This is a genomic window from Flagellimonas algicola (genome assembly GCF_005937185.1).
Classification (GTDB): Bacteria; Bacteroidota; Bacteroidia; order Flavobacteriales; family Flavobacteriaceae; genus Flagellimonas; species Flagellimonas algicola.
This window is the reverse complement of sequence record NZ_VCNI01000001.1, coordinates 1,852,108-1,877,154: the sequence shown is the minus strand read 5'-3', so window position 1 is coordinate 1,877,154 and position 25,047 is coordinate 1,852,108. Positions and strand designations below refer to the sequence as shown.

General features: G+C 42.2%; 19 protein-coding genes. 14 read left to right on the top strand and 5 right to left on the bottom strand.

Translation table 11 applies throughout. The annotated features are described in order from the left end of the window. Nucleotides 1–62: 62 nt before the first annotated feature. The 3 genes from FGG15_RS08160 to FGG15_RS08150 all read right to left on the bottom strand — a co-directional run bounded on the left by FGG15_RS08160 (nt 63) and on the right by FGG15_RS08150 (nt 3,547). On the bottom strand, nt 63–1,445 hold the full coding sequence (locus FGG15_RS08160) for an exonuclease domain-containing protein (protein ID WP_237561776.1): 1,383 nt from the start codon (nt 1,443–1,445) through the stop codon (nt 63–65). A gap of 58 nt (nt 1,446–1,503) precedes the next feature. Beyond that, the gene (locus FGG15_RS08155; protein WP_138835064.1) at nt 1,504–2,523 is read right to left on the bottom strand and encodes a LacI family DNA-binding transcriptional regulator; all 1,020 of its coding nucleotides are present in this window, start codon (nt 2,521–2,523) and stop codon (nt 1,504–1,506) included. Nucleotides 2,524–2,596: 73 nt separating this feature from the next. After that, nucleotides 2,597–3,547, bottom strand: a complete 951-nt coding sequence (locus FGG15_RS08150; RefSeq protein ID WP_138835062.1) for a ThuA domain-containing protein — start codon at nt 3,545–3,547, stop codon at nt 2,597–2,599. Between the two features lie 253 nt (nt 3,548–3,800). Here FGG15_RS08150 and FGG15_RS08145 point away from each other — a divergent pair, with 253 nt between their 5' ends. The 8 genes from FGG15_RS08145 (at nt 3,801) to FGG15_RS08110 (ending at nt 15,696) form a co-directional block, all read left to right on the top strand. Then, nucleotides 3,801–6,998: a SusC/RagA family TonB-linked outer membrane protein gene (locus tag FGG15_RS08145; RefSeq protein ID WP_138835060.1), complete on the top strand. Its 3,198-nt coding sequence runs from the start codon at nt 3,801–3,803 to the stop codon at nt 6,996–6,998. Between the two features lie 10 nt (nt 6,999–7,008). Then, nucleotides 7,009–8,778 carry a RagB/SusD family nutrient uptake outer membrane protein gene (locus tag FGG15_RS08140; protein WP_138835058.1) on the top strand — a complete coding sequence of 590 codons (1,770 nt, stop codon included), beginning with the start codon at nt 7,009–7,011 and terminating at the stop codon, nt 8,776–8,778. Between the two features lie 57 nt (nt 8,779–8,835). Further along, complete coding sequence (locus FGG15_RS08135) at nt 8,836–10,083, top strand: DUF6807 domain-containing protein (RefSeq protein ID WP_237561775.1); 1,248 nt, start codon at nt 8,836–8,838, stop codon at nt 10,081–10,083. A gap of 14 nt (nt 10,084–10,097) precedes the next feature. Further along, nucleotides 10,098–11,474, top strand: coding sequence for a Gfo/Idh/MocA family protein (locus FGG15_RS08130; protein ID WP_138835056.1), 1,377 nt, complete (start codon nt 10,098–10,100; stop codon nt 11,472–11,474). 10 nt (nt 11,475–11,484) lie between these two features. Continuing rightward, nucleotides 11,485–12,303 (top strand): SDR family oxidoreductase, encoded by an 819-nt coding sequence (locus FGG15_RS08125; RefSeq protein ID WP_138835053.1) that lies wholly within the window; start codon nt 11,485–11,487, stop codon nt 12,301–12,303. 3 nt (nt 12,304–12,306) lie between these two features. Next, nucleotides 12,307–13,506, top strand: coding sequence for a mannonate dehydratase (gene uxuA / locus FGG15_RS08120; protein WP_138835051.1), 1,200 nt, complete (start codon nt 12,307–12,309; stop codon nt 13,504–13,506). 39 nt (nt 13,507–13,545) lie between these two features. Then, nucleotides 13,546–14,952, top strand: coding sequence for a putative oxidoreductase C-terminal domain-containing protein (locus tag FGG15_RS08115; protein WP_138835049.1), 1,407 nt, complete (start codon nt 13,546–13,548; stop codon nt 14,950–14,952). Nucleotides 14,953–15,156: 204 nt separating this feature from the next. Further along, nucleotides 15,157–15,696 carry an O-methyltransferase gene (locus FGG15_RS08110; protein ID WP_138835047.1) on the top strand — a complete coding sequence of 180 codons (540 nt, stop codon included), beginning with the start codon at nt 15,157–15,159 and terminating at the stop codon, nt 15,694–15,696. Nucleotides 15,697–15,699: 3 nt separating this feature from the next. Here FGG15_RS08110 and FGG15_RS08105 read toward each other — a convergent pair whose 3' ends face one another. After that, the gene (locus FGG15_RS08105; protein ID WP_237561774.1) at nt 15,700–16,518 is read right to left on the bottom strand and encodes an FkbM family methyltransferase; all 819 of its coding nucleotides are present in this window, start codon (nt 16,516–16,518) and stop codon (nt 15,700–15,702) included. 193 nt (nt 16,519–16,711) lie between these two features. Next, nucleotides 16,712–16,846: a hypothetical protein gene (locus tag FGG15_RS20365; RefSeq protein WP_262710823.1), complete on the bottom strand. Its 135-nt coding sequence runs from the start codon at nt 16,844–16,846 to the stop codon at nt 16,712–16,714. 506 nt (nt 16,847–17,352) lie between these two features. Between FGG15_RS20365 and FGG15_RS08100 the strand changes: the two genes are divergently transcribed. The 6 genes from FGG15_RS08100 (at nt 17,353) to FGG15_RS08075 (ending at nt 25,027) form a co-directional block, all read left to right on the top strand. Next, nucleotides 17,353–17,979, top strand: a complete 627-nt coding sequence (locus FGG15_RS08100; RefSeq protein WP_138835043.1) for a hypothetical protein — start codon at nt 17,353–17,355, stop codon at nt 17,977–17,979. Between the two features lie 65 nt (nt 17,980–18,044). Beyond that, nucleotides 18,045–19,838 carry a sensor histidine kinase gene (locus tag FGG15_RS08095; protein ID WP_161991937.1) on the top strand — a complete coding sequence of 598 codons (1,794 nt, stop codon included), beginning with the start codon at nt 18,045–18,047 and terminating at the stop codon, nt 19,836–19,838. Continuing rightward, a complete protein-coding gene (locus tag FGG15_RS08090) occupies nt 19,835–20,449 on the top strand; it encodes a response regulator (RefSeq protein WP_138835040.1) in 615 nt (204 codons plus the stop codon). Before FGG15_RS08095 ends, FGG15_RS08090 begins: the two co-directional genes overlap by 4 nt. A 376-nt stretch (nt 20,450–20,825) precedes the next feature. After that, nucleotides 20,826–21,470, top strand: a complete 645-nt coding sequence (locus FGG15_RS08085; protein ID WP_138835038.1) for a YEATS-associated helix-containing protein — start codon at nt 20,826–20,828, stop codon at nt 21,468–21,470. A gap of 12 nt (nt 21,471–21,482) precedes the next feature. Continuing rightward, nucleotides 21,483–23,510 (top strand): gluzincin family metallopeptidase, encoded by a 2,028-nt coding sequence (locus tag FGG15_RS08080; protein ID WP_138835035.1) that lies wholly within the window; start codon nt 21,483–21,485, stop codon nt 23,508–23,510. A 2-nt stretch (nt 23,511–23,512) separates the two neighbouring features. Next, nucleotides 23,513–25,027, top strand: coding sequence for a ComEC/Rec2 family competence protein (locus FGG15_RS08075; RefSeq protein ID WP_138835033.1), 1,515 nt, complete (start codon nt 23,513–23,515; stop codon nt 25,025–25,027). The last annotated feature ends 20 nt before the right edge of the window (nt 25,028–25,047 follow it).

The following is a 25,047-nucleotide window of genomic DNA, read 5'->3' as shown; positions in this document are numbered from 1 at the left end:
TTGGTCGTTTGGATTGCTTTCATGGTAAAAATGTACCGGAGGATAAACAAATAACCATGGATTTAGATTACATAGGATTCCAATCGCGGTAGTAGGGATTCTACGATGCGCTGTGTCTCCAAAGTGTTTTTTTGTGGAATTATAAAGGCCTCAATGTCTTCCATGGAGGTAATCTCCACTTGGTGATCAATGAATCCGTATCCCTTATAAACTCCTTCCGAAAGCAATACCACAGCATTTTCATTGGGTTCTCTTCCCTTTTCTTTTATGATGCGCACCTCATTTTGGGCCTGTTTTACACTGGAAATGGCATACCCCACTTTTTCGTTATAAGTAGATACGCTTTCCTCACCTGAGCAAATACCCTCACAAGTGGTAATCTCATGATGGGAGCAAACGGTGTTGGTTTGTTGCAGATGGCAGTATTTTGGGCAAAGCGAGAAGGTTTTACACAATTGCTCTAGAAAAGCCCGGCAATCGGTTTGGTTGTAAAAAACCTTAATGGGGTTAGGCGCACCTTTAAGGGTGTTACAGGCCAAATGGAGAATACCTTTGCGGTCTTCGTAGGCAAACAGCGCATATTGTTTGCCAATACGCTTTTGGGCGCTGTTATAGGGAGGAAAAAGGCGCTTGATTTCAGCAGATTCCATAAGCAAGGCCACAAGTTCACTACCGGATAGCTTGAAATCTATGGAAGCCGTTTCATTGCACATTCGGGTTTCCTTGGTGCTTTTATCATAGAAATGCCCCAAGACCCGTTTTTTAAGGTTGATGGCCTTGCCCACATAAATGATTTCTCCCTTTTGGTTTTTGAAATAATAAATCCCCGGTTTTTGTGGGATTCCATCAAAAATGGATTTGGGCAAATGCGGAGGAAGGGTGGCCTCCTGGCTTCGGGCATTCAAAAACTTTTGGATGATTCCTTCAGCGGCCGGAAGATTCACCAATTTATGGAACAACAGGGTAGTGGCGTGCGCGTCCCCCCGGGCACGGTGACGGTCGGTCAACGGAATCTGAACCGCCGAGCACAGTTTTCCCAAGCTATAGGACTGCAGCCCGGGAATTAATTTTCGTGATAGTCTCACCGTACAGAGTTTTTTACGAACAAAATCAACCCCCAATAGCCTAAATTCTTCCTTGATTACCCCATAGTCAAAATTAACGGCATGGGCCACAAAAATGCAATCCTTCGTCATTTGTTGCACGCGCTCCGCTATCTCGGAAAAAACTGGAGCGTCCTGTACCATTTGATCATCAATTCCTGTAAGTCCCGTTATAAAGCTTGGGATTGGACTTTGCGGATTTACCAAGGTGGAATACTCCTCAACAATTTCAACGCCATCAAATTTAAAAATGGCAATTTCGGTAATCTTGTTGCCTTTGATGCCGTTTCCGGTGGTCTCTATGTCTATTATGGTATACAAAGCCTGTAAACAAATGGGCATTGAAGTTAGGAATTATGGAAAAAGATGGCAAATATAAAGGGTAAGTAAGAAGTTGCAATTAGTCATTGGAGGAAGATTCCCTAACCACCAACCTGTGCCTAAGGCTAATGGAATTGGCAGGAAGCAAATCAATATTTCCGTTTAGATGACCGATTACTCCTTGGGCCGCCAAAACTCCCATTTGGTATCCGGGATAATCAATGGTGCTTAAGGTAGGTGTCATTAACTCGCAAATGGAATCGTTATTGAAACCAATCACCTTGATATCCTCTGGGATTTTATAGTGTAGTTTTTGAAGTTCCTTAATGCAGCTCGCGGCAAATCGATCGTTGGATACAAAAATACCGTCAATAGCCCCATTGATTTGTTGCAAGTGATTGATGAGTTCGCCCACGCTATTGGGGTCCAGGTCGCTCTCCAGCAGATTGGCATCCGTGAATTCCATGTGATGCTTCGCCATGGCATTTTTAAATCCCTGAAGTCGCTCGGCATAAATGCTCCGATTGAGATGCCCAGAAACATGCAATAGATTTTTGCACCCCTGTTGTATAAGGTGTTCCGTTGCGTCATGACCAGCTTGTTGGTTGTCAATTACAATGGTGGAGCAATTTTCCATGGGATACACCCGATCTACAAACAGCACTGGAATGCCAACTTTAGTAAAATTACTAAAGTGGTCATAGGTTGAGGTATCGTAGGCTAGAGAAACGATGAGGGCATCCACCCCGCTTTGAAACAGGGCATGGGCATTCATCTTTTCCTTTTCCATGGATTCCAAAGATTGACTGATGATAAGATTGTATCCTGCCTCATTCGCAATTTTTTCCACCCCGGCAAGGATGGTGGACATGAAAGCGGAATTGAGTTTTGGAACGATTACCCCAATGGTATTGGACTTTTGTTTGCTGAGATTTGCTGCGAATTTATTCACCTTATATCCAGCTTCCTGCGCCGCCCTGACCACTTTGGTTTTGGTTTCCGTGCTAATGGACGGATGATTGTTCAAGGACCGGCTAACCGTTGCCGGAGAAACATGAAGCTGTTCCGCTAGATCGTAAATCGTTATTTTTTTACCCATGGTAAATAGTGCAGCACTAACCGCTGACAATAGTACTTAAATAAATTAAAGAGTCGCTCCTGTAACCTTTGTTTTAGCGGGAGCTTTTGGCTGTTTTTGACCCAACGTGGTTTCGCTCAATGGGAGAGTCGTCACATTCCAAACTTCCCGTGATATACTGTAACCCATTTAAATAAAACTGAAGCAAGGCGGGATTTTCCAAACTCTGGGCATTGTGCGAAGGGGAGGAGTAAAACACCTTACCCTTGCCATATTTCTTGATCCAAGAAACATATTTGATGGTGTCTGGAACTTCGTTCTTAAGCCCATCAAGCTTGTCGGCTTCCAGATACAATAGCGGTCTAAAATTGTAATCGAAATAGGCGTTTTTGAAAAAATACGGTTCATCTATATGTGCAAACCCGGAGGGGTCAAAACACTTGACCATGGGGTGCTCGGCATCCACCAGATTAATTTGTATGGCTTGTTGTTTGGGATGATAGTCAAAACTGCCTCCCACCATTTCACTGAAAGCGTTTGAGTTGTTCTGCATGACAATACCGCCGTGGACAACCATAAGACCATGCCCTTTTTTTACATAATTGAGCAAGTTGGTTTCCAGCTGTTTCGCTTTTTTGTTCCTCGCTTTTTCGCTTAAAGAGTTATCTTTTTCCAACGCATCCCAGAAAAGATCCCGTTTGGGTCCAATAGAGCAATTGTTGTTCAAGATAACCGCGTCATACTTTTTTAGGTTACTTTTCTCGAATACCGAAATGTCCTTGCTGGTAGTTACCTTAAACCCTCCTGACTTTTCAGCTATTATTTGGACAACGGCTTCGATATGCGGAATGGTCCAATGTTCAAAACCGGTATGCAAGGAAAATATGAGCAAATTTTTAACCTCTGAGTCATTGGTGCCGGAAGGGTCAGGAGCCAGAGATTGGATTTTGGAAAGCCAATCTTCTGTTATTACAAAGGGCTCTGCTTCTTGAGCCTTGATTTGGGCGACCAAAAGGAGGGCAAATAGAATAAGCGTCTTCTTCATCGGTGGTTTTGTGGTTTGAAAATCAATTTTGCGCAATTTACGCAACAAATTGATTGATTCAACATTTTATGTATAATTTTTCTTCCAAAAAATTACAATTTCAAACAATTTTATCGCAATTAAGAGAATTGAATTCTATTTTTTCATCAAAAATTTAATGCAATCGGTTGCGTAATAAATTGCAATTACATAGATTTGTCCCGTAACCCCAAATCGGGTCAAGACCCACCTAACATTATAACTTACTTATTTTATGAGAGATCAACGAATGTTCTATTTTAATTATAGGACCTTCCTAGCATCACTTTTATTGATGCTGTGCGTTGCTTCCTCCTTCGCTCAGGACGGTCTTATTATTACTGGAAATGTTAGCGATGAGCAAGGAAATCCCTTGCCTGGAGCTTCCATTGTGGAAAAGGGTACTACAAACGGTACCCAAACGGATTTTGATGGCAATTTTACCTTGGCGGTAGCAGATGGAAACTCCAGTTTACTTGTTTCCTACATTGGTTTTTTGGCCAAGGAAATTGTTGTAGCCGGTCAAACTAATTTTAGTATTACACTTGTAGAAACAGCAGCAGGACTGGATGAGGTTGTTGTTATTGGTTACGGAACCAAACAACGAAGGGATTTGACTGGCGCAATTTCAAGTATTGACACTGAAGAGTTGCAGCAAAGGCCTGTTGTCAATATCGCTCAAGCGGTTCGGGGACGTGTCCCTGGTCTTATTGCACCTATAGGCAATAGCCCTGATGGCGCTGCCAGCCTTCAAGTAAGAGGTCAAAATTCTTTTGGTACAGCAGGGGCTTCCAATGCGCCATTGATTGTTTTGGATGGACAAATTTTCTATGGTAGTCTGTCAGACATTAACCCTGTGGATGTTCAGAGTATTGATGTGTTAAAAGATGCAAGCTCTGCTGCCATATTTGGCGCCCGTTCCTCGGCTGGGGTAATTATGGTGACCACCAAGAAGGGGTTAAAAGGAAAGACTACAATTAGTATAAATTCCAGCGTGGGCATGGTTAAATTGGCAAGCCATCCAAATTTTAGAAATCCTGACCAATATTTGGAGTATCGGGTAGATGCGTTTGAAGGGTTAAGTCCTAATGAAAATGCGGAGTTTTATCGGAATCCAACACGTCTTCAGAATGTAGATTTGACAACATGGAGAAACTATAGTCCGGATCCCGCTGGGTTCACGGATAACGAGTTGTGGTTTCAACGCCTTAATTTAAATTCGGTTGAGCTCGAAAATTATGAGGAGGGGAATACCATCAACTGGTTTGATGAGACAACTCAAATTGGCTACCGAACGGAGAATTCAATTAGCGTTTCAGGATCAAGTGAAAAAAGCTCACACTATTTTTCAATAGGTCATACTAACAATGAGGGTTTTATTGTTGGAGAAAATTTTGAAGCCATAAGAACCCGATTCAATTTGGAAAGTCAAGTCCAGAGTTTTCTTAAAATGGGGGCTAACATTCAATTTTCACAGGATAACAATGCTCCTTTGGATAATGGTCCTGACTATTTGACCGCAGCTTTTAACAGCGCAAGGTTGGTAAGTCCATACGGGAACAAGTATAATGAGGATGGCACCATCAAACGGGAACCGCATAACGATGCCCTCGCTCTCAATCCATTCTTATTTAAGAATAGAATTAAGAATAGCAAGGACTCAAACTTGGTGGGGAACATTTTCGCTGAGTTAACATTGCCATGGGGTTTTAAGTATCGGGTCAACTGGATCAACAGTATGCGTTGGTACCATAATCTGGACTTTGCCTTTACAACCCCAGATGCCCAAGGTGCAGGCGGGGAAAGGAGAAATTCTACCTCTTATACCTGGAATGTGGATAACATTTTGACCTGGAACAGAACAATTGCAGAGGATCATGCTGTGGATCTTACCTTTTTGCTCAATGCAGAATCCCAAGAGAATTATAGACAAACAGTAAGTAGTTCCAATTTTGTGCCTAGCGAAATACTGGGATACCATCAGTTGAATTTTGGTGCGAACCCGGTCATCATAAATGATGACTCCCAATACACAGCAGATGCCCAAATGGCACGACTAAATTATGTTTATAAGGGGAAGTATTTACTAACAGGTTCCATCCGTCGTGATGGATATTCTGCTTTTGGGGCGAACAACCGCCGGGCCACTTTTAAGGCCGGCGCTTTGGCCTGGAATGCTTCTGAAGAAAACTTCCTTGAAAGTGCGGATTGGCTTGATTTATTGAAGCTTCGGGTTTCTTGGGGAGAGAATGGCAACCGGTCTATTCCCTTGTACCAATCCTTGGCTGGCCTGGGTACTGTGGAGTACATTTTTTCTGATGATGGCTCACTCACAGGAGTGACGGGCCTGTCAGGTCAAAGATTATCCAACCCTAATTTAAGATGGGAAAGCACGGAATCCTTAAATGTAGGTTTCGATTTTTCAGCTTTCGCGGGAAAATTATCTGGATCCGTAGAATACTACAATTCCACCACTACAGATTTACTAGTTGAAAGAGCCCTACCCGATGTCACTGGATTTGACAGCATTTTATCAAACTTAGGGGAACTGGGAAATCAAGGGATTGAACTTTCCATCAATGCCCAGATTATGGATAATACCAACTTCTCATGGAACAGCAACCTAGTTTATTTTACCAATAAAAATGAGATAAAAGCCCTTTACGGAGATGTGGAAGATGTACTCGATGATCAGGGTAATGTCATTGGAACCAAGTTGGCAGATGATTTGGCCAACAGAAGGTTTTTAGGGCAATCCATAGATGCCATTTATGATTTTGAACTTGGCCCGGTATACCAAACAAATGAGGAAGCGCAAGCTGCCGAATTTGGACTGGTACCCGGCGATTTTAGGGTGATTGATCAAGATGGGGATGGTAGCATCAGTTCGGTGGATGACCAGATTTTTCTGGGGCAAACTTCCCCAAAGCACAATATAACATTTATCAATGATTTTTCCTTGTTCCAAAATTTCCAGCTTTCCGTGGGGATCAACGGGCAATTTGGACATAAGGATGTTTGGAATGGACGCTTTGGAGGCGGACTGGGGTCAAGTGAAAGCTGGCAACCCCAGCGAATGAATGGATACAACTATCCTTATTGGACTCCGGATAATCCCTTGAGCGATTGGGCCAGGATTGGATCAAGCAATATTTATGCTGCCAGTTCTTATGACAGTAAATCGTTTGTACGAATACAGAATATAACCTTTGGATATGACTTTCCTGCCAAGGTAGTCGGCTTAATTGGCGCGCAGGCCCTAAAGTTATCCGCGGACTTAAGTAACGTAGCCATTTTTACCAATTGGGAATATTTTGATCCTGAGCTTTACAATGTCTACAGTAATCCTGACAATTTTGGGAGTAGGTTTCATACCCCTCCAGCCAGCATGGTTCCCTTTCTAGCTACCGCTCGCTTATCCATAATACTTTAAAAAAAAGACGATGAAAATATATAGATTTCCAACTTTGCTTTGCTGCTTTCTACTTATGTTGCTTTCAGCATGCAGTGAAGAGTTTCTAGATAAAACGGCCAATCCAATCTCAGAGTTTTCACCAGAAAATGCATTCGGAACCCCGGAAGGACTTGATGCGGCTTTGATACCGGCCAGACGACGGCTAAGAGATGGAGACTGGGGTTTCAGTCCACCCATTCGTTCTGAATATTTTTGGACAGATATCTCCTATTCCAGTTTACAAAATCCGGGTACTTCGAGAGACGCGCCGTTTTCCCTAACCCCGTTCGCTAATGCGAAACAATCCCGAATATTTGATTATTGGTCAGGTTCCTATCAGCTGTTCAAGGATGTAAATATTGTCATTAATCGGATTGACTTGCCTGAGTATGAAAGTGAAGAACAGCGTAATGCCATATTGGCCGAAGCCTATTTTCATAGGGCCTACTGGTATTATAGGTTGGTTCACCGATTTGGAGACGTGCCCTGGATTGGACAAGAGTTATCAGAGCCTAAATTGGATTTTGTATCCCACACGCAAGATGCCATTTTGAGGAAAATCAAAATCGACATGGAATATGCAGTAAAATGGCTTCCGGAAACTGTTTTGGGCGGCAAAGTCAACAAGGCGGCGGGCCATCACTTATTGACCAAAATATACCTATCGCTTTCCGAGTTTGACAATGCAATTGCGTCAGCTAGCACCATCATTGATGATGGAAAATATGCTTTGATGACTGATCGTTTTGGATCAGGTCCTTTCGCGGGAGACCCTGAATACGATGTACTCTGGGATTTGCACCAAAGGGAAAACATGGACATTGCGGAAAACACCGAAACTATTTTGCTTGCCATTGATGGTGTTGATTTCCCAGGGGCTTCAAGCGCTTCCAGCGGTTCAGGTACCGATAGGTTTTGGCAACCGCTCTGGTGGTTGATTCCAGATTGCGAATACAATTTGGCCAATGGCGAGGACGAATTTGAGGAAAAACTGGGTAGAGCGGTCAGCTGGGCTCGACCAAACAACCATTTTAATTATACCTTGAAGGCGGAAGATCCCAATGACAGACGCTATAGTGACACCAATTGGTGGGGACTGGAAGATTTCTTTTATAACAAGCCAGGAACCGAGCGTTTTGGGGAACAAATCCAAATTGAGGATGTGGGCATTGATTCCATTAGCAGAATGTTTGAGTTTCCACGCTACAAAACACATACCCCGCGATCCCTGCCAGGAAATAACAATGGGGGCTATAGACCTTTTTATGTATTTAGATTGGCTGAGACCTATTTACTCCGAGCAGAAGCCTATGTGTGGAAAGGACAACTGTCAGAGGCGGCCGAAGATGTAAATGTTGTACGTGCAAGGGCAGGGGCTACCGGTAAGACCGCAGCTGATATGACCATAGATTATATTATGGATGAACGGGCTAGGGAGCTGTATACGGAAGAACCTAGAAGTACGGAGCTGGCTCGGGTTTCATATATCATGGCCACTCAAAATATGGGCGGATATTCCCTTTCTACCATTAGCGAAAGCAGTTATATGTACGATAAGATGACAAGGACCGCACCGGAACTTTTCAGCGAAATATTATACACCGACCAAGTGTACAGATTCGCCCCCCATAATATTTACTGGCCCATTCCACAAAGTGCAATTGATGCCAATTCATTAGGAACTATAAATCAGAACAAGGGTTATTCTGGATTCGAAAATAATGTGGAACCCAAAGCGGAAATCGCTGAAGAAGATTAAGTTATATTCAAATTGAGTTAGTTTTTAGTTAATTTAAAGCCATTCAACCTTGACCTCATGAAAGCTGTAATTCCCTTTTTTGTTCTTACAATGTTAAGCTCCTGTATTACAAAGGATGTAAACAGTTTTGAAGTTAAGGTGGATGGCTCTTTGCAACAAGAATTGCCCATTTCGGTGAACTTGGACCAATTTAATTTGGATCTCACAGGTTCAAAGCAAGAAATGGTCTTGCTAAAAGAAAGTGAAGGAGATATTAGCCAAGTTCCCTTTCAATGGAATCAGATGGAGGACGGAAAACTCTGGTTTGTTCATAATTCCAAGGAAGCTTCAAAGTATCGCATCGAATTTCAAAATGAATTGTCCAATGCAGTAACTTCTGTTGGATATCAAAAAAAACAGGGAAACTTACAACTGCTGCTAGGTGAAAATCCCGTTGTCAGCTATCAATTCAAAACCAAATACCCACCCACTGGAGTCGATTCTATTTATGGTAAATCAGGTTACGTCCATCCCTTGGTGACGCCAAAAGGTGACACCCTCACAAGAATTCAGCCGCCAGACCACTATCACCATTATGGTGTTTGGGGCCCTTGGACGAGGACACGGATTGGGGATAGATCGGTGGATTTTTGGAATTTGGGGGAAGGGCAAGGCACTGTTCGGTTTAAGGGATTTGGACCGAAGGTTGCAGGAGATGTTTTTGCATCCTTGGTAGCTCATCAGGAACATGTGGATTTTGGTGCTGAAGCGGAAAACAGCATCGCCCTGAATGAAAAATTGGAACTACGATTATGGGGTTTAGAACCCGAAAACCGATATGTATTGGATTATACATCCACTTTCAGCTCCCCATTGGAATCCGGATTACTGTTTGAGGCCTATAGATACGGCGGGGGAATAGGTATGCGGTTTACGGAACGATGGCACAAGGATAATTGTAAAGTACTTACCTCGGAAGGGAACGACCGACTTACGGCCGACGGCTCAAATGCTCGTTGGTGCATCGTCAGTGGAGAGTCTGCGGACGGCAGCGGAACCAGCGGCATCTTGTTTTTAAGCCACCCTGAAAATCGCATGCACCCAGAACCTATGAGGGTGTGGCCCATAGACGGCAATGGAGGTAGGGGCGACATGTTTTTTGAGTTTTGCCCGATACGCCATGAACCCTGGCAAATTGAATCAAAGAAAGAGTATCAACTGAAATATAGAATGATTGTTTTTGATGGCGAACTCGGCCCAGAAGAAGCTGAGTCCTATTGGCAACTGTTTGCCAATCAACCTTGGACAATTATTGTAAACGACTAAAATTTAACTGAACCATGCAAAGAAGAACATTTATTAACAAATCGGCTTTGGGAACCGCTGCAATGGTGGGCTTTCCAAGTATAGTTCCCTCCCATGTGCTGGGTAAGGATGCGCCGAGCAACAAAATCAATATTGGGCAGATTGGCTGCGGAAGAATTGCACGGAGCCATGATATCCATGACACCATCCGGTTTGACCAGACCCGATTTATTGGGGTTTGCGATGTGGATTCAAAACGAATGAATGAGGCAAAGACCCTTGTGGATTCCTATTACAAAGAAAAGACGGGGAAAGCGAAGTATGTGAATGTCAAAACCTATGAGGACTATCGGGAAATGCTTTTGAACAAGGACATAGATGCCGTTGTTATCAGTACCCCAGATCATTGGCATGCCCAACCTGCCATGGAAGCGGCCTTGGCCGGGAAGGATATCTATCTGCAAAAACCTACATCCCTTACCGTCAAGGAAGGGCAACAACTGCGGGATGCGGTTCAAAAGAAAAAGGTAATTCTACAAGTGGGTACCCAGCAACGCGCTATGGAGCAGTTCCGGATTGCGGCAGAGCTGGTTCGAAATGGCCGGATTGGGAATTTGCACACGGTTAAAATAGGACTTCCTGGAGATCCTGCAGGGCCCGAAGCTCCAGAAATGCCCATTCCAAAAAACCTAAACTTTGATATGTGGTTGGGTTCCACACCCATGGTGCCCTATACCGAAATAGGGGTTCATCCGCAACAAGATTACAGCCGACCTGGCTGGTTGCGCATACGCAATTATGGAGCTGGAATGATCACGGGATGGGGCCAACACCATTACGATTCTGCAGCATGGGGGATGAATACGGAACTATCAGGGCCATCTTCTGTGGAAGCATTGGCCGAGTTTCCCAAATCAGGAATCTGGAATGTGCATGGCGATTTCCTGGTGAAGCAAGAATACGACAACGGAATCACCGTATTCACCAGCGGAGGGTATACCAATGGTATCCGATACGAGGGTACAGACGGTTGGATCTTTGTTTCTAGAGGAAATTATAGCGCATCCGCCTCCGACCCAGTGTCCAAAAAACAAAGTAATAAGGCGTTGGCCGCTTCCGATCCAAAAATCCTTACTTCTAAAATCGGGGAAAGCGAGACCCATCTCTACAAAATTGATGATCAGCATGGGAACTGGTTGGAATGTATCAAAAGCAGAAAGGCGCCCATCTCCCCCATTGAAATTGGACATAAGGCATGCGTGGTCTGTTTGATCAGTGATATTGCCATGCAGCTGCCACGCAAATTGGAATGGGATGATGAGAAAGAGGAATTTATAAATGACGATGAAGCCAATGCTATGTTGAGAAGGTCACAGCGCAATCCTTTTGGAACAGATAATGTAAAAGCTTGATAGCACTGAAATGAATTCACTTTTTTCAATAAAAGACAAGCACTATTTACTTTCTGGGGCCACTGGCGCTTTGGGAGGATCCATTGCAACTTATTTGGTAGGGCACGGAGCCCACGTAATTCTTTTGGGAAGGTCAGGAGACAAGTTGGCGAGTAAGCAGAAAGAACTGGATGAAATCCAAATTGGCCATACCCATAGCTTTGTTGTGGATTTACTGAATCAAAAGGAACTAGAATCCTTGAAAGATAAGATAAGCACGGAGTTTGAAAAATTAGATGGTATTGTAAATCTTGCAGGGGGAAATATTCCCGGAGCTACTTTACAGGAAGGACAGACCATTTTTGATATTAATCTAAGTGATACTCAAGAAGTGGTGGATTTAAACTTGTTTGGCACCGTTACCCCTACTTTGGTTTTAAGCGAGTTGATGGCTAAGCAAGGATTTGGATCTATCATAAATATTTCTTCGATGGCTGCCCGGCAAAGTATATCCAGGGTTTTGGGATATTCCATGGCCAAGGCCGGAGTGGACGCCTTTACCAAATGGATGGCCCAAGAACTGGCGACCAAATTCAGTGATAAGATACGGGTGAATGCCATTGCCCCTGGCTTTTTTGTTGGGAATCAGAACAAGGCCATTTTGATCAATGAAGATGGAACGTATACCGAAAGAGGCAAGAAAATCTTGGCCAATACTCCCATGGGCCGTTTTGGGGATACTTCGGAACTTAATGGTATGGTTCACTATTTGTTGAGCGATGCTTCAGGTTTTGTCACGGGTTCCATCTTTGAAGTTGATGGTGGTTTTAGTTCTTATTCAGGAGTGTAGCCAATGGATTATCTCAAAAAAACGTTTCGTTGGTTTGGCCCCTCCTTTGGAGTTTCGCTCCCAGAAATAAAACAACTTGGAGTTGAAGGTATCGTCACAGCTTGTGGACACATACCAATAGGTGAAGTTTGGCCCATGGAAGATATTGCATCACTAAAAAATGAAATAATTGGACATGGGATGGAATGGTCTGTTGTGGAGAGCGTGAATATCCATAATGCCATTAAGTATGGTCTTCCGGAACGGGACAAATTCATTGAAAATTACATTCATACCCTAAAGCATCTTGCAGCCCACGGAATTTTTACCGTCTGCTATAATTTTATGGCCTTGTTTGATTGGACGCGAACCCATTTGCAATTCCAACTTCCAACCGGGGCCATCAGCATGCTGTATGATCCGAATGCTATAGCTGCCTTTGATTTGTACATCTTGAAAAGGGAAAAGGCACTTATCTTATATACTGATGAACAAAAGGAGAAAGCAACCGCATATTTTGAGAATTTGAATGCCGATGGGCAGCAAAAATTGGCACAAGCTATTCTGATTGGAATGCCCGGCACCAAAGAACACCTTACCTTGGAACATTTTGAAAGAAATCTCCAGGCTCTGGAGGATTTGGATAAAACAACCTTGCAGAATAATTTGGCATATTTCTTAAATGCAGTCATCCCTGAAGTTGAAAAACTTGGAGTCAAAATGGCCATACATCCGGATGACCCTCCCTTTCCAGTTTTTGGAATTCCACGTGTGGTTTCTACCTATGAAGATTTGCAATCTGTTTTTGATTGCTGCCCTTCCCCGAGCAATGGACTCACCTTTTGTTCGGGTTCCTTCGGTGCGTCTGAAAACAACAATCTCATCAAGATAATCCAGGATTTTGGGGATAAGATCCATTTCATCCATCTTCGAAATGTGGAACGGGAGGGTGGAGGTCGTTTTTACGAAAGTTCGCATTTGGAAGGCTCTGTTCCCATGGCGGAAGTAATGCGGGAGCTTGTTCAAGAACAACGAAGACGATTGGTGAATGGAAACCTAGAGGTCGCTATTCCAATGAGACCGGACCATGGACATGTAGTACTTGATGACCGGCTCAGGGAAGAGAAGTTTTATCCGGGCTATTCCCTAATAGGAAGAGCTATGGGAATGGCTGAACTCAAGGGTCTGGAGGTCGGGGTTAGAAATAGTCTTCTTCTATCATAATGATAGGGCTTAAAACGAATAAAAAAACTTAACAACATCATGAAAAGCAACCTGAATCTATTTTTTTTAGCAATTGCCCTATTAGTGGCTTCCTGCAAACAGGATCAAAAAGAATCGGATAAAAAAGAGATGGTGGCTCAACAATTTACGGGTAGCCAAGGAGAAGTAAAACTAATTACTTTGGATCCAGGACATTTCCATGCAGGATTGATTTTAAAAACCATGTACGATCAAATGAATCCAGAGGTACATGTCTATGCCCCTGACGGAGCCGATTTGAATCAATATCTACAACGAATAGAAGGATTTAACAACAGCGAGCAAGATCCAACCTCATGGAATTTAAAAGTGTATCGGGGAGACGACTTTTTTGAGCGGATGCTTTCCGATAAAGCAGGTAACGTGATGAATGTATCTGGAAACAATGCCAAGAAAACAGAATACATTCTCAAATCTGTTGAAGCTGGGATAAATGTGTTTGCGGACAAACCAATGGTCATTAATGCGGATGATTACCCATCTTTGGAAATGGCATTCAAGCTTGCTGAGGAAAAGGGACTTTTGATCTACGACATTATGACGGAACGCTATGAGATAACGACCATGCTTCAGCGGGAATTATCGCAAGTGCCCGAGGTGTTTGGGGAACTTTTACCAGGAACCCCTGATAAACCTGCAATTACCAAGGAAAGTGTACATCATTTTTCCAAGCTGGTCGCTGGCCAACCATTGATCAGACCTGCCTGGTTCTTTGATACCGAACAGCAAGGGGAGGGCCTGGTTGATGTTAACACCCATCTTGTAGATTTGATTCAATGGGAAACTTTTCCAGAACAAATATTGTCTAAGGAGGATGTTGAATTAATCTCGGCCAGACGCTGGACAACGGATCTGACCCCAGAGATGTTTCAAAGCGTGACACAATTGGAGGAATACCCGGAATATCTCATAAAAAACGTTAAGGGAGATACGCTTAAAGTGCACAGTAATGGGGAGTTGGTTTACAAGCTTAAAGGAATTCATGCCAAAGCTTCGGTCATTTGGAACTTTAAGGCCCCTGAAAGTGCCAAAGACACCCATTATTCCATTATGCGTGGTTCAAAAAGTAATTTGATTATCGAGCAAGGTGAAAAAGAAGCTTATAAACCCACTTTGTATATTAAAACCAAAAATCAACAACCGACTGCTGAAATTTTGCAGCATGCAGTTGCGGAACTCTCTAAAGCGTATCCTGGTCTTGACTTAGAAAAGGTTGGAGATGAATTGTGGAAAGTGGGAATCCCTGAAAAATATAAAGTGGGACATGAGGCCCATTTTGGACAGGTAACGGAAAAATATTTGCAGTTTTTGAAGGATGGTCAGCTCCCAGAATGGGAAATTCCCAACATGCTCGTCAAATATTATACCACCACGGAAGCCTTAAAATTGGCCAAGCAACAGCCTTGATATTTCCTTTTTTGTAATAATTGGCTCCAATTAAAAAGGGAAGACATAGATTTGCAGCGTATCACCAATCGATATTGAAAACTGTTGAATCCGTTACAGCGTTTTATTCATAAAATCTTTAGTCTAACCGGTTTTGGGCGATTGCTTTTGGCCAATTATCTTCTTCAGAAGAAATTTCTGTTTCCAATGGGTTGGAGTAAAAGTGTGAGAACCGGAAAACCTGTTCTTAAAAACGGGAATGAACTTCCTTGGTTCACTTATTCCTTCATAGCTTTTTTGGAAAAACGAATCCATGGCGAAATGTCCATTTTTGAGTATGGTAGTGGAAATTCCACCCTATGGTTTGCCAAAAAAGGGTGCACCTTGGTATCGGTGGAACACGATGAAAATTGGTATAGGCAAATGCAGCTGCGTTTAGACTCAACCCCTAAAATAGAATATCTCTGGCGAGACTTGGAATCCAAGGCTTATTCCCAGGAAATTTTGAATTATTCCAGGGCATTTGACATTATTGTATTGGATGGTAGGGATAGGGTAAATTGTTGTTTAAATGCATTGAACTCCCTGAAGGAAGACGGAGTAATTATCTGGGATAATTCGGATAGAGAGGAGTATTTGGAAGGTTATCAGTTTTTGGAATCGAATAGTTTTAAGCGATTGGATTTTCATGGCTTGGGTCCCATTAATTCTGGAAAGTGGTGCACTTCTGTCTTTTATAGAAAGGATAACTGCTTAAACATTTAGCTGTTAAGCCAAAAATTCCTTGATGAGGGAAACTTTAGCGGGAGGTACACAAAAACAATCCCGAACACCGTTATCTTCATTTCTTTTTAAAGTTTCTACTTTTTGAAGTCCTTCTTGGGTATGGTTAAAAAATTCGTAGCCCAACGCCCCCAAAACAGCTTCTATTTCTGCTTCATTTTTGTTGAATAGGGTTTCGCAGATAATAATGGGCTGATATTTCTTTATGGTATCCAACCCTCCTTTTAGGATTTCCACTTCTGCACCCTCGGTATCAATTTTCATCAGATCAATGCTTTCAATGTTGGAAGCATAGTCGTCCATCCGCAGGGTTTTGACCCTTACTTTTTTAGAAGGTAGATTTTTCTTGGTTCCGATGTTGTGTTCTCCGGAAAGGTTGGCAATATTGGGGAATTTTGGATTTACAATTTGATGGAACTCTATTTCACCCTTAAAATTGGACAAAGCCAAGGGCTCAACCACAACTTGGCTGTTTATTTGATTATGTTCAACATTGGACTGTAAATAGGTTTTGGCCCCATCGGAAGGTTCAAAAGCCCTTACCCTTAAGTCAGGATTGGCTTTACATCCCAAAACGCTATAGTACCCGATGTTTGCACCAATATCCCAAAAAGTCTCAACCTTCTTCACCAAATCTTTAAAAATAGGTGTGTACTCGAAAGCCATAGGACCTTTCCAAAAGAGTTGGCGGGTAATATAGCTGGTCTGGTTGGTCCTTAGTTTGAATTGTATGTTGGAAACCTTAATGGTTACCGTCCCTGAGGGATGAAGTTTTGCGCCTTCAGGAATCAAAGGACTTATCAACCGACAACTGTTTCTCAAAAACCTGTTTATTGTAGGTTCATAAATAAGATGATGGAACCAGCTCATTGGTCAATTTTAATTTTAAAAGACCAAAAATACCCAATTAACAAAAGCAAGTTAAAAACTTGAAGAACATTTAAATGAACTCATCGTTAAAACTTCACGCTTCGGTTAAAAAAGTGGCCGCGGAACACTATAACAACACCTCCCTGTTCAATACGGCCATAATAAAGAAAACGGTAATGGCAATGATCAAACAACTAATGCCTGCTGTTAGGTTTTCTGGGATAGAAAATTCCTTTTTTAAGTTGTGTAGAATAGCTTTCATAGGTTAAATCTTTGAAGTAAAGTTTTGAATACCTGCGAAGTGTCCCCAAACTAATGGTTAAATGAGATAAAGACCGGACGAATGGGATGAAAACAATGGTTAATCGAATAAAAGTGACTTTGGCCTAGTTTTTTGGTCGATGGAAACCAACCGGAAAACGGTGTTTGGGTAGTCCTTTTAGGATGGAAAAAGGGAGCCCTTCATTTTCAGTCGTTCTCGTTTCCCCCAAAATTTGAATGACCTACCCATGAAGGGCAACAAATTAGGTTGGGGAAATTAGAAGGGTGTAAAGTCAAAAAAAATACCCATTTATAGGGATTTTGCGGGAAAACCCCAGTTTTTTTAAGGGAAACCTGCAACGGTATTAGAAGGCAAATGTCTAATTTTCAGAGCCCTCACAATCGATTCCAGCAACTTTTCACTTTGTTTTTGATAAAAATCCCTAGGAATGGGTATACATGGAAAATCCGGTAATCACTAACCTTGGGTAACTAAAACTTGAAGACATGAAAAATAGCAATTTAATGACCTCGGTGGATTTAACACTGACAGACAAGAAAATGGATAACCCTTACCATTTCATTTACGGTTCCAACCTTTACGGAACTTTATTTGGAGTATTTGGTCAATTTGAAATCGAAACCACAGGGGATGGAAACGTTTGCTTGGTAAAAAAAATTCATATGGATTTGGTGAACTACAAGGGACTTATCAATATTGGATTTTCAAAACACACACCTTTTATTAAGGGTAGGAAAAACATATATTTTGGAGTAAAAGGAGGAAGAAGGGAATATCAAAAAACAATAAAATTCAAGGATCCTTTGGTAATAAAGAAACATGAGCGACTGCCATTGGTTTTTAATAGGATGTTATATCCCATAAAAGGATTTGAGTTCGATATTAAAAAGCGGAATAAAAGAGATAATAATAAAGAACTAAAAAAACCAATTCCAAAAACCAGGGTGTTCGATACAGAATTTCAGTATCGCAGTGGCTCAGGATATTATGACAGTGAACTTCGACCAGGAATGCTCGGGTATAATGGTCTTAGTCTTGAGAGTATTAGGAATACCATGCCATTCCCGTCACCAAGATGCCATCACAGCAAGGTGAGTTTATTCTTTGCATGAAGATTTATGCTTTTATATTCTTTTTCATTTTAACCATCCAATCTTTTTCTAATTCCAACAAAGATTTGGAAAGGTACTTTTTTTATCTAAAGAGTTTAGAATTTGATAACGGCAATAAGACCGCAAACAAAATTCAAGATGTAAACTTGCAAATAGCCCTGATTCAGTTGGCGGAGGTAATGTATTATTCGGGAAATCGACAAATAAAACCAAATGTGCTTCAGAACCAGCTTAAAGATGAGGAGCTTGACAAAATTACCAAGGTAGTTAGGTTTTTGACAAGTGGATATACCTATTTGTTTTACGATAAAGTAAAAGGGAATGCCTACCGTAGTTTTTATGATGCCTACAATCTTTCCATTGAAATTGGAGAAGAGTTTTTAATAAAAGCAAGTCTTTTGGCATTATTGAAGTACTACAATTTCGAAATAGCAAAGAATAGTGACGCTTACCTCCCATACCTAAATCTATTTAAGGACCTTGCAAAGGATACGATTGATGAATTTTGGGTATTGCTATATGAAGTAATCTTTCTGTCAAAATCGTTAGAAGAAAATATTGACAACGCGTACTTCCAACATGTTGGAGAGCTCGAACGCTATGAAGAGACCCTAAAGGGGAATAGTCCCCTGTTGGCGCTTCTTTATTACGAAAAAGCTCTCATGAATGACATTGAAAATAACGACATAAAAGCTATAGAATATTATGGGAAAGCAACAGAAAGGGCTGGAGAAATTCCATTTCTAAAATCGGTGAGTTTCTTTTCAAGTATCAAATTGGCAATTTTGGAGATGAATCAGAACAATTTCAGCACTGCCAACGAGTATATTGAAAAAGCAAGGGTTTATTCTAATCTGGCAGATTCACTAAGGTCAAGCTACTACTTGAGTCTTTATGGGTCTATGCTTTATAATGCTCAAAAACAACATGATACTGCCTATCAATTGCTAATTGATGCTTACGAAAAGGAATTTCAAATGGATTTTCGCAGAAATACATTGGAAATTAATAGACTGGAGGTGGAATTGGACACTCAAAGGAAGGAAAAACAGATCTTGGAAGAACAGCAAAAGGTTCGTGCCAACAGAAATTGGCTTATAGCTGCTGGGATAACACTCATTTTGGGCTTTGGAATAGCCATCCTCCTGCAAAAAAACACCACCAAAAAACGTTTGTTGGCCGAACAAGAATCACAATTAAAGCAACAACGGGTAGAGAACCTTCTCAAAGAACAAGAATTGGTGAGCATTGATGCTATGATCGAGGGCCAGGAAAAAGAACGCCAAAAAGTGGCCAATGAGCTTCACGATGATTTGGGCAGTCTTATGGCTACCATCAAGCTCCATTTTGATAATTCCAAGGTGAACGATAAAGATCCTGCCATGCAAAATGCCCAAAAATTACTGGAAGAGGCCTATCAAAAGATTCGGGGAATGGCCCACAGCAAAAATTCTGGGGTGATGAGCAATCAAGGATTGTTGCCTGCAATTAAAAAAATGGCTAGCACTATCTCAGAAACCAATGCACTAAAGGTAACCGTAGAAGATTTTGGACTAGGGGAACGGCTAGAGAACTCCTTAGAACTGACTATTTTTAGGATGGTACAAGAGCTTGTGGCGAATGCCATTAAACATGCGAAGGCCACCAAAGTGGGCATTCACCTAACCCAGCATGAGCATCAGCTTAACATTATAGTTGAAGACAACGGATCGGGCTTTGATAGCTCCAAAGTAAACAAAACCCATAATGGAATGGGTCTGACCACGATCGAAAAAAGAGTGGAACATTTGGAAGGCAACTTTACCATAGATAGCGTACTTGGCAAAGGAACCTCCATATTAATCGATATACCCGTATGATTACCGTTGCCATAGCCGAAGATCACCAAGCCCTTATCGATGGCATACAATCTTATGTTCGATATGAGGAAGACATTAAAATAATAGGTCATGCCAATAATGGGGAAGAATTGCTAAAAATTGTCCGGTTAAAACAGCCCAAGGTGGTGCTTTGTGATATTCGAATGCCTAAATTAGATGGTATAGAAGCCACCAAAATTATCCTTAAGGAACTGCCCTATACTAAAATTGTGGCTTTTACCATGTTTGATCAGGATGAAGCGGTAAAGCAGATGCTTGGGGCAGGAGCCCATGGCTATATTCTTAAAAATAGTAGCCTGGATGTGGTTTTGGAGGCCATTAGGGTAGTGGCGACCGGGAAAACGTTTTATGACAGGAAACTTCATCTCCCCAACACTCAAAAAAATAGTTCCAAAAGCGTATTGTCTTCCCGGGAGCGGGAGATATTGCAACTGATTGCCAAAGGCCGCACTTCCCACCAAATTTCAGAAGAACTTTTTATTGGTAAAAGTACTGTGGATACTCATCGCAAAAATATGATACGCAAGCTAGGACTGAGTGGAGCCGGGGAACTGTTACGCTATGCTGTGGAGAAAAAATACGAGTTTTAATCAACTTGTTTTTAGTTAGTTAGGTTGAAAATCCCCTTTTATGGGGATTTTTTTGTTTAGACTTCAAAACTATATTTGGAATAATAGGTAATCTTAAGAATGATCTAATTTCAGATTATTTGGAAAATAGAGTTCAAAAAATACAATAACCTGGTTGAGTTTTAGGGAAAAACCCTAGTTTTTTTAAGGGTTTTGTACAATGATTTTATATCAGTTTTTTTTATCTTGATAACTGCTTGTTCCCCTGTAATATATTGATTTTTAATTGGATACTCAACATGCTTATCTCGAAAGGGCAGAGATGGTATCCATCGTTCCCCTCTTAATTAAAACTAGCTTCCATTCAGTTTTTGGAAGTTGACAAAAAGATAGCATTATGGATAAATTGACATTAATTGTTGTTCTCATTTTAACCAGCGGTATTGTAGGTGGTGTTGGGAACTTTTTTCGATTCGAGAGCAATTTGGAAGCCAAAGGTTACAATCTGGTCAAGAGCATTTTTTTGGGCACCATTGCCGCTTTTACCATCCCGCTGTTCCTCAACATGGTGTCCAGTGATTTACTGGAATTTCAGAATGCCCCAACGGACTATTTTGTGTTTGTGGGCTTCTGTCTCATTGCTGCCTTCTTCTCTAACAGGTTTATGCACTCCATAGGTGATCGGGTGATTCAGGATTTGGAAAAGATCAAACGAAAAACCGATGTTATTGAGGAAGAGACCAAAGACAATTCCGAAAAAGTGGAAGCCCTGGTGGAAGAACAGACTGATGGAGGAACCGTCGCCACCAAACCCCAGAAGCTGGAAGAAATCAAAAATGAGGTACCTGCAGAGGTGGCCGACAAAATTTTTGAGTCCTTCCAAAACGAAAAATACAAATTCCGGACGGTGGAGGGCATTGCCAAAGACAGTGGTCTGGATAGTAGTGAGACCAAGGCTCTAATTGAGAAATTGGAGCAAAAGAACATCATAAAACGCTACCGCGGACGTGGCGGCAAACGTATTTATTCATTAACGGATTGACAAAGACTTGATATGATCAGTTTTAATTTAGTATCCAAAATACCGGTGGAAGCCCCATACTTTAGGAAACTAAGGGTGTTGGCTTTTGACCCTAGTCTGGCCATTAACCTGGAAACGGCCGAGATGAATCAACTCACACTTGACATCCCTTGGGAGGATCTCGCCTTGGGACCTATTGGCGAATATATTGAGGTAATTGATTATGATCCGGCAAGTGGAGTTTTCTATGAACCGGTCAACCTCGAGGATTCGCACCTTATTGCGCGAGATGGCTTAACACCGTCGGAATCCAATCCCCAATTCCACCAGCAAATGGTATATGCTGTAGTCATGACTACCATAAAACAGTTTGAAAGAGCTCTGGGTAGGGTGGCATTTTGGTCTGATCGGGTAGAAAGACTTCCTGATGGAAGATACATTGATCAGTTCGTGAGAAGACTACGGGTATACCCTCATGCGCTTCGAGATAAAAATGCCTATTACAGTCCGGCCAAAAAGGCATTGTTGTTTGGATATTTTCCCATAACCTCTAGAGATCCCTCCAATTCTCCGGGAACCTTGGTGTTTACGTGCCTATCCCATGACATTATAGCCCATGAGGTGACCCATGCACTCTTGGATGGGGTGCATCCCAGATTCAACGATGCTACCAATATTGATGTACATGCATTCCACGAAGCTTTTGCTGATATTGTGGCGCTTTTCCAGCACTTTTCATATCCCCAGGTCTTGGAAAACCAAATCAAAAAGACCCGCGGGAATCTCCAGAGTGAAAACTTGCTTGGTCAACTGGCCCAGGAATTTGGAAGGGCCACAGGCAGAGGTGCAGCCTTGCGGGATGCCTTGGGAGGAATCAACAAAGAGACGGGAGAATGGGAGCTGCGATCTCCAGACCCCTTTGCCCTGAACAATGTTATTGAGCCTCATGCACGGGGCGCTATTTTGGTGGCCGCTGTTTTTAGGGCATTTTTATTGATTTATTCCGAAAACAGTGCAGACTTATTCCGAATTGCCACCCAAGGAACTGGGAATCTTCCTGAAGGTGATATCCATCCAGATTTAACCAACCGTTTATCTCAGGAAGCGGCCGAAGCTGCGGACCGAGTGCTTCAAATGTGCATAAGGGCCATTGACTACTGCCCTCCTTTGGGTATTACTTTTGGCGATTTTTTGCGCGGAGTCATCACTGCGGATTTGGATTTTTCACCACAAAATGAAGAATATAGAATCGTCTTTATCCAAAGTTTCAGGGAATGGGGAATCCTTCCAAAAAGAGTTACCAGTACTGGAATTGACGGTTTGAAATGGCCCAGCGCAGACGAAATGATGCGGAATACGCCCTCAACCCAATATCAGGACACTGACGAGGCTTTTCAACATAGACAAGAAGAGCAGAGCCAAAAGAGGGTTTCCATGAAAGAATACATGCGAGGGAATTTTCTCAGCAAAATAGAAAACTGGAATTTGGAGAGCGACCGTTTCAAGGTATGGAACATTTTAAGACGACTTCGAATTCAAGTACACAATTGGCTGAAACAGGGAGACGCCATAGGTAGGGATTATGGAGAGTTGTTTGGGCTGGTTATTTATAAAGAGTCGGATATGCCCCAAACCATTTATTGCGATCAGCATGGTGACCCTACTTTGGAAGTGCACTCGGTCCGACCCACTGTCCGCCAAACCATTGCTGGCAGTTTTACCACGGACATTGTAGTTGAGGTGACCCAGCGCCGCAGAGGGTATTTTGATCCCCTGGTTCAGGAAGAGAAGGATAAAAATGGGGTGACTCCCGGGGAAGATGGTGATTTCACCTATAGGGCAGGCTGTACCATCATTATAAATCCAACCAGTCAGGAAATACGGAGAATTATTAGAACACCAGATACGATTCGATCCAATCAAGAATTGAACAGGTTACGGGACTTTATCATGGGGGATGATGGAGTGGTCGGGAATTCTTTTAACGCAGGATTTGTTGCCCAAAATGAATCCCACCGTGATGAACCTTTTTACATGTTACACAAACAAACTGAAGAATAGTCATGGCAACAATGAAAACACCAGAAAACGGAATTCGGGTACGAATGTATCGCATTGGTCATGGCGATTGTTTCTTGATCGCAATGCCAAGAAAGGACAGTGATGTACCCTATTACATTTTAATCGATTGCGGGTACAAACCGGGATCTCAGAATTTCTTGCCGCATAAGGATGTAAAAAAGGTCATCAACCATATCGCTACGGCAACCAATAAAACCATTGATTTGGTAGTGGTTACTCACGAACATCAAGATCATGTGAATGCTTTTTGGAAAAAGAGGAGTCCTTTTTTCAAGGATTTTGATATCAAAGAAGCTTGGTTTGCATGGACAGAATCACCTACGGATAGACTTGCCAAGAAAATTCGTAAAAAACACAAAGACCAATTGTTGGGTCTAGTGGAAGGAAGGAGGCTTTTGGGTCTTTCATTGGAAGCTGACAACCCTACCCTCAAGACCATTGATAATCTATTGAGTATGGAGTTTGGAGGGGATAAAGAAGAAGCTTTCAATCATAAGGCCTTGAGTGCAGCGGCAAAAGACCCCTCCAAATCCAGGAATAAGCAGTCTATGAAACTGGTCAAGGATAAGGCCCAGAAAAACAAAGGTATTAGGTATCTCAACCCTGGCGATTTTGTAGAATTGAAAGAAACGGATGGTTTTGGGGCCTATGTACTTGGTCCACCGCGCAGGGAAAAGTTATTGCTGGACGAAGACCCTATCGGAGATGAGGCATTTCCCTCCCAAAATGGCCACCATCTTTCCTTCAATGCCGCGGTTTTAAGTGGCGATAATAAAATTTGCCCTTTCCGAAGGGAATATAGAGTGGAAAAAAATAGTGCATTTGGACATGGATTTTTTAAAAAATGGTATGGCATAGATAAGCACGAAGATGAGGATGGCGACAAAGTGGAGGTTCCTTCAAATGCGTCGTGGCGCAGAATTGATGATGAATGGCTGTATTCTACAGAGAATTTGGCCTTAAAAATCAATAGGGGCGTAAATAACACCAGTTTGGTGCTGGGATTTGAATTACCGAAATCCAAAAAAGTGTTACTCTTTGCTGCCGATGCACAAAGGGGAAATTGGATTTCTTGGGATGACAATGAATGGAAGCGAGGGGATGATACCATCACGGCCAAAGACATTCTGGGACGTACCGTACTATACAAGGTCGGTCACCATGCAAGTCATAATGCCACACTTAAGGGCAATCTAAATGATAGTTACCCCAATTTGGGATGGATGGCCCAAGGCAAGTACGCCCAAGAATTTACGGCAATGATCACGGCAGTGAACGAATGGGCCATGACCAAAAACAGTCCACCTTGGAGACATCCTTTGCCCAGTATTAAAAGCGCGCTGCTGGAGAAGGCTCAGGGAAGGGTTTTTCAAACGGATGAGGATGAGGTGAAAAAAACGGACAACGCCAATATTTCGGATGCCGAATGGCAAAAGTTCTTGGACCGGACCGATTTTAATGACCTCTACTTTGATTTGGATATCATAGACGAATAACTAAACAATAAATTGAACGA

What these genes read in the sequence shown, in the direction of transcription:
- FGG15_RS08160 (WP_237561776.1), bottom strand. Translation starts at nt 1,445, where the DNA reads ATGCCCATTTGTTTACAGGCTTTGTATACCATAATAGACATAGAGACC.
- FGG15_RS08155 (WP_138835064.1), bottom strand. Translation starts at nt 2,523, where the DNA reads ATGGGTAAAAAAATAACGATTTACGATCTAGCGGAACAGCTTCATGTT.
- FGG15_RS08150 (WP_138835062.1), bottom strand. Translation starts at nt 3,547, where the DNA reads ATGAAGAAGACGCTTATTCTATTTGCCCTCCTTTTGGTCGCCCAAATC.
- FGG15_RS08145 (WP_138835060.1), top strand. Translation starts at nt 3,801, where the DNA reads ATGAGAGATCAACGAATGTTCTATTTTAATTATAGGACCTTCCTAGCA.
- FGG15_RS08140 (WP_138835058.1), top strand. Translation starts at nt 7,009, where the DNA reads ATGAAAATATATAGATTTCCAACTTTGCTTTGCTGCTTTCTACTTATG.
- FGG15_RS08135 (WP_237561775.1), top strand. Translation starts at nt 8,836, where the DNA reads ATGAAAGCTGTAATTCCCTTTTTTGTTCTTACAATGTTAAGCTCCTGT.
- FGG15_RS08130 (WP_138835056.1), top strand. Translation starts at nt 10,098, where the DNA reads ATGCAAAGAAGAACATTTATTAACAAATCGGCTTTGGGAACCGCTGCA.
- FGG15_RS08125 (WP_138835053.1), top strand. Translation starts at nt 11,485, where the DNA reads ATGAATTCACTTTTTTCAATAAAAGACAAGCACTATTTACTTTCTGGG.
- uxuA (WP_138835051.1), top strand. Translation starts at nt 12,307, where the DNA reads ATGGATTATCTCAAAAAAACGTTTCGTTGGTTTGGCCCCTCCTTTGGA.
- FGG15_RS08115 (WP_138835049.1), top strand. Translation starts at nt 13,546, where the DNA reads ATGAAAAGCAACCTGAATCTATTTTTTTTAGCAATTGCCCTATTAGTG.
- FGG15_RS20365 (WP_262710823.1), bottom strand. Translation starts at nt 16,846, where the DNA reads ATGAAAGCTATTCTACACAACTTAAAAAAGGAATTTTCTATCCCAGAA.
- FGG15_RS08100 (WP_138835043.1), top strand. Translation starts at nt 17,353, where the DNA reads ATGAAAAATAGCAATTTAATGACCTCGGTGGATTTAACACTGACAGAC.
- FGG15_RS08090 (WP_138835040.1), top strand. Translation starts at nt 19,835, where the DNA reads ATGATTACCGTTGCCATAGCCGAAGATCACCAAGCCCTTATCGATGGC.
- FGG15_RS08085 (WP_138835038.1), top strand. Translation starts at nt 20,826, where the DNA reads ATGGATAAATTGACATTAATTGTTGTTCTCATTTTAACCAGCGGTATT.
- FGG15_RS08080 (WP_138835035.1), top strand. Translation starts at nt 21,483, where the DNA reads ATGATCAGTTTTAATTTAGTATCCAAAATACCGGTGGAAGCCCCATAC.
- FGG15_RS08075 (WP_138835033.1), top strand. Translation starts at nt 23,513, where the DNA reads ATGGCAACAATGAAAACACCAGAAAACGGAATTCGGGTACGAATGTAT.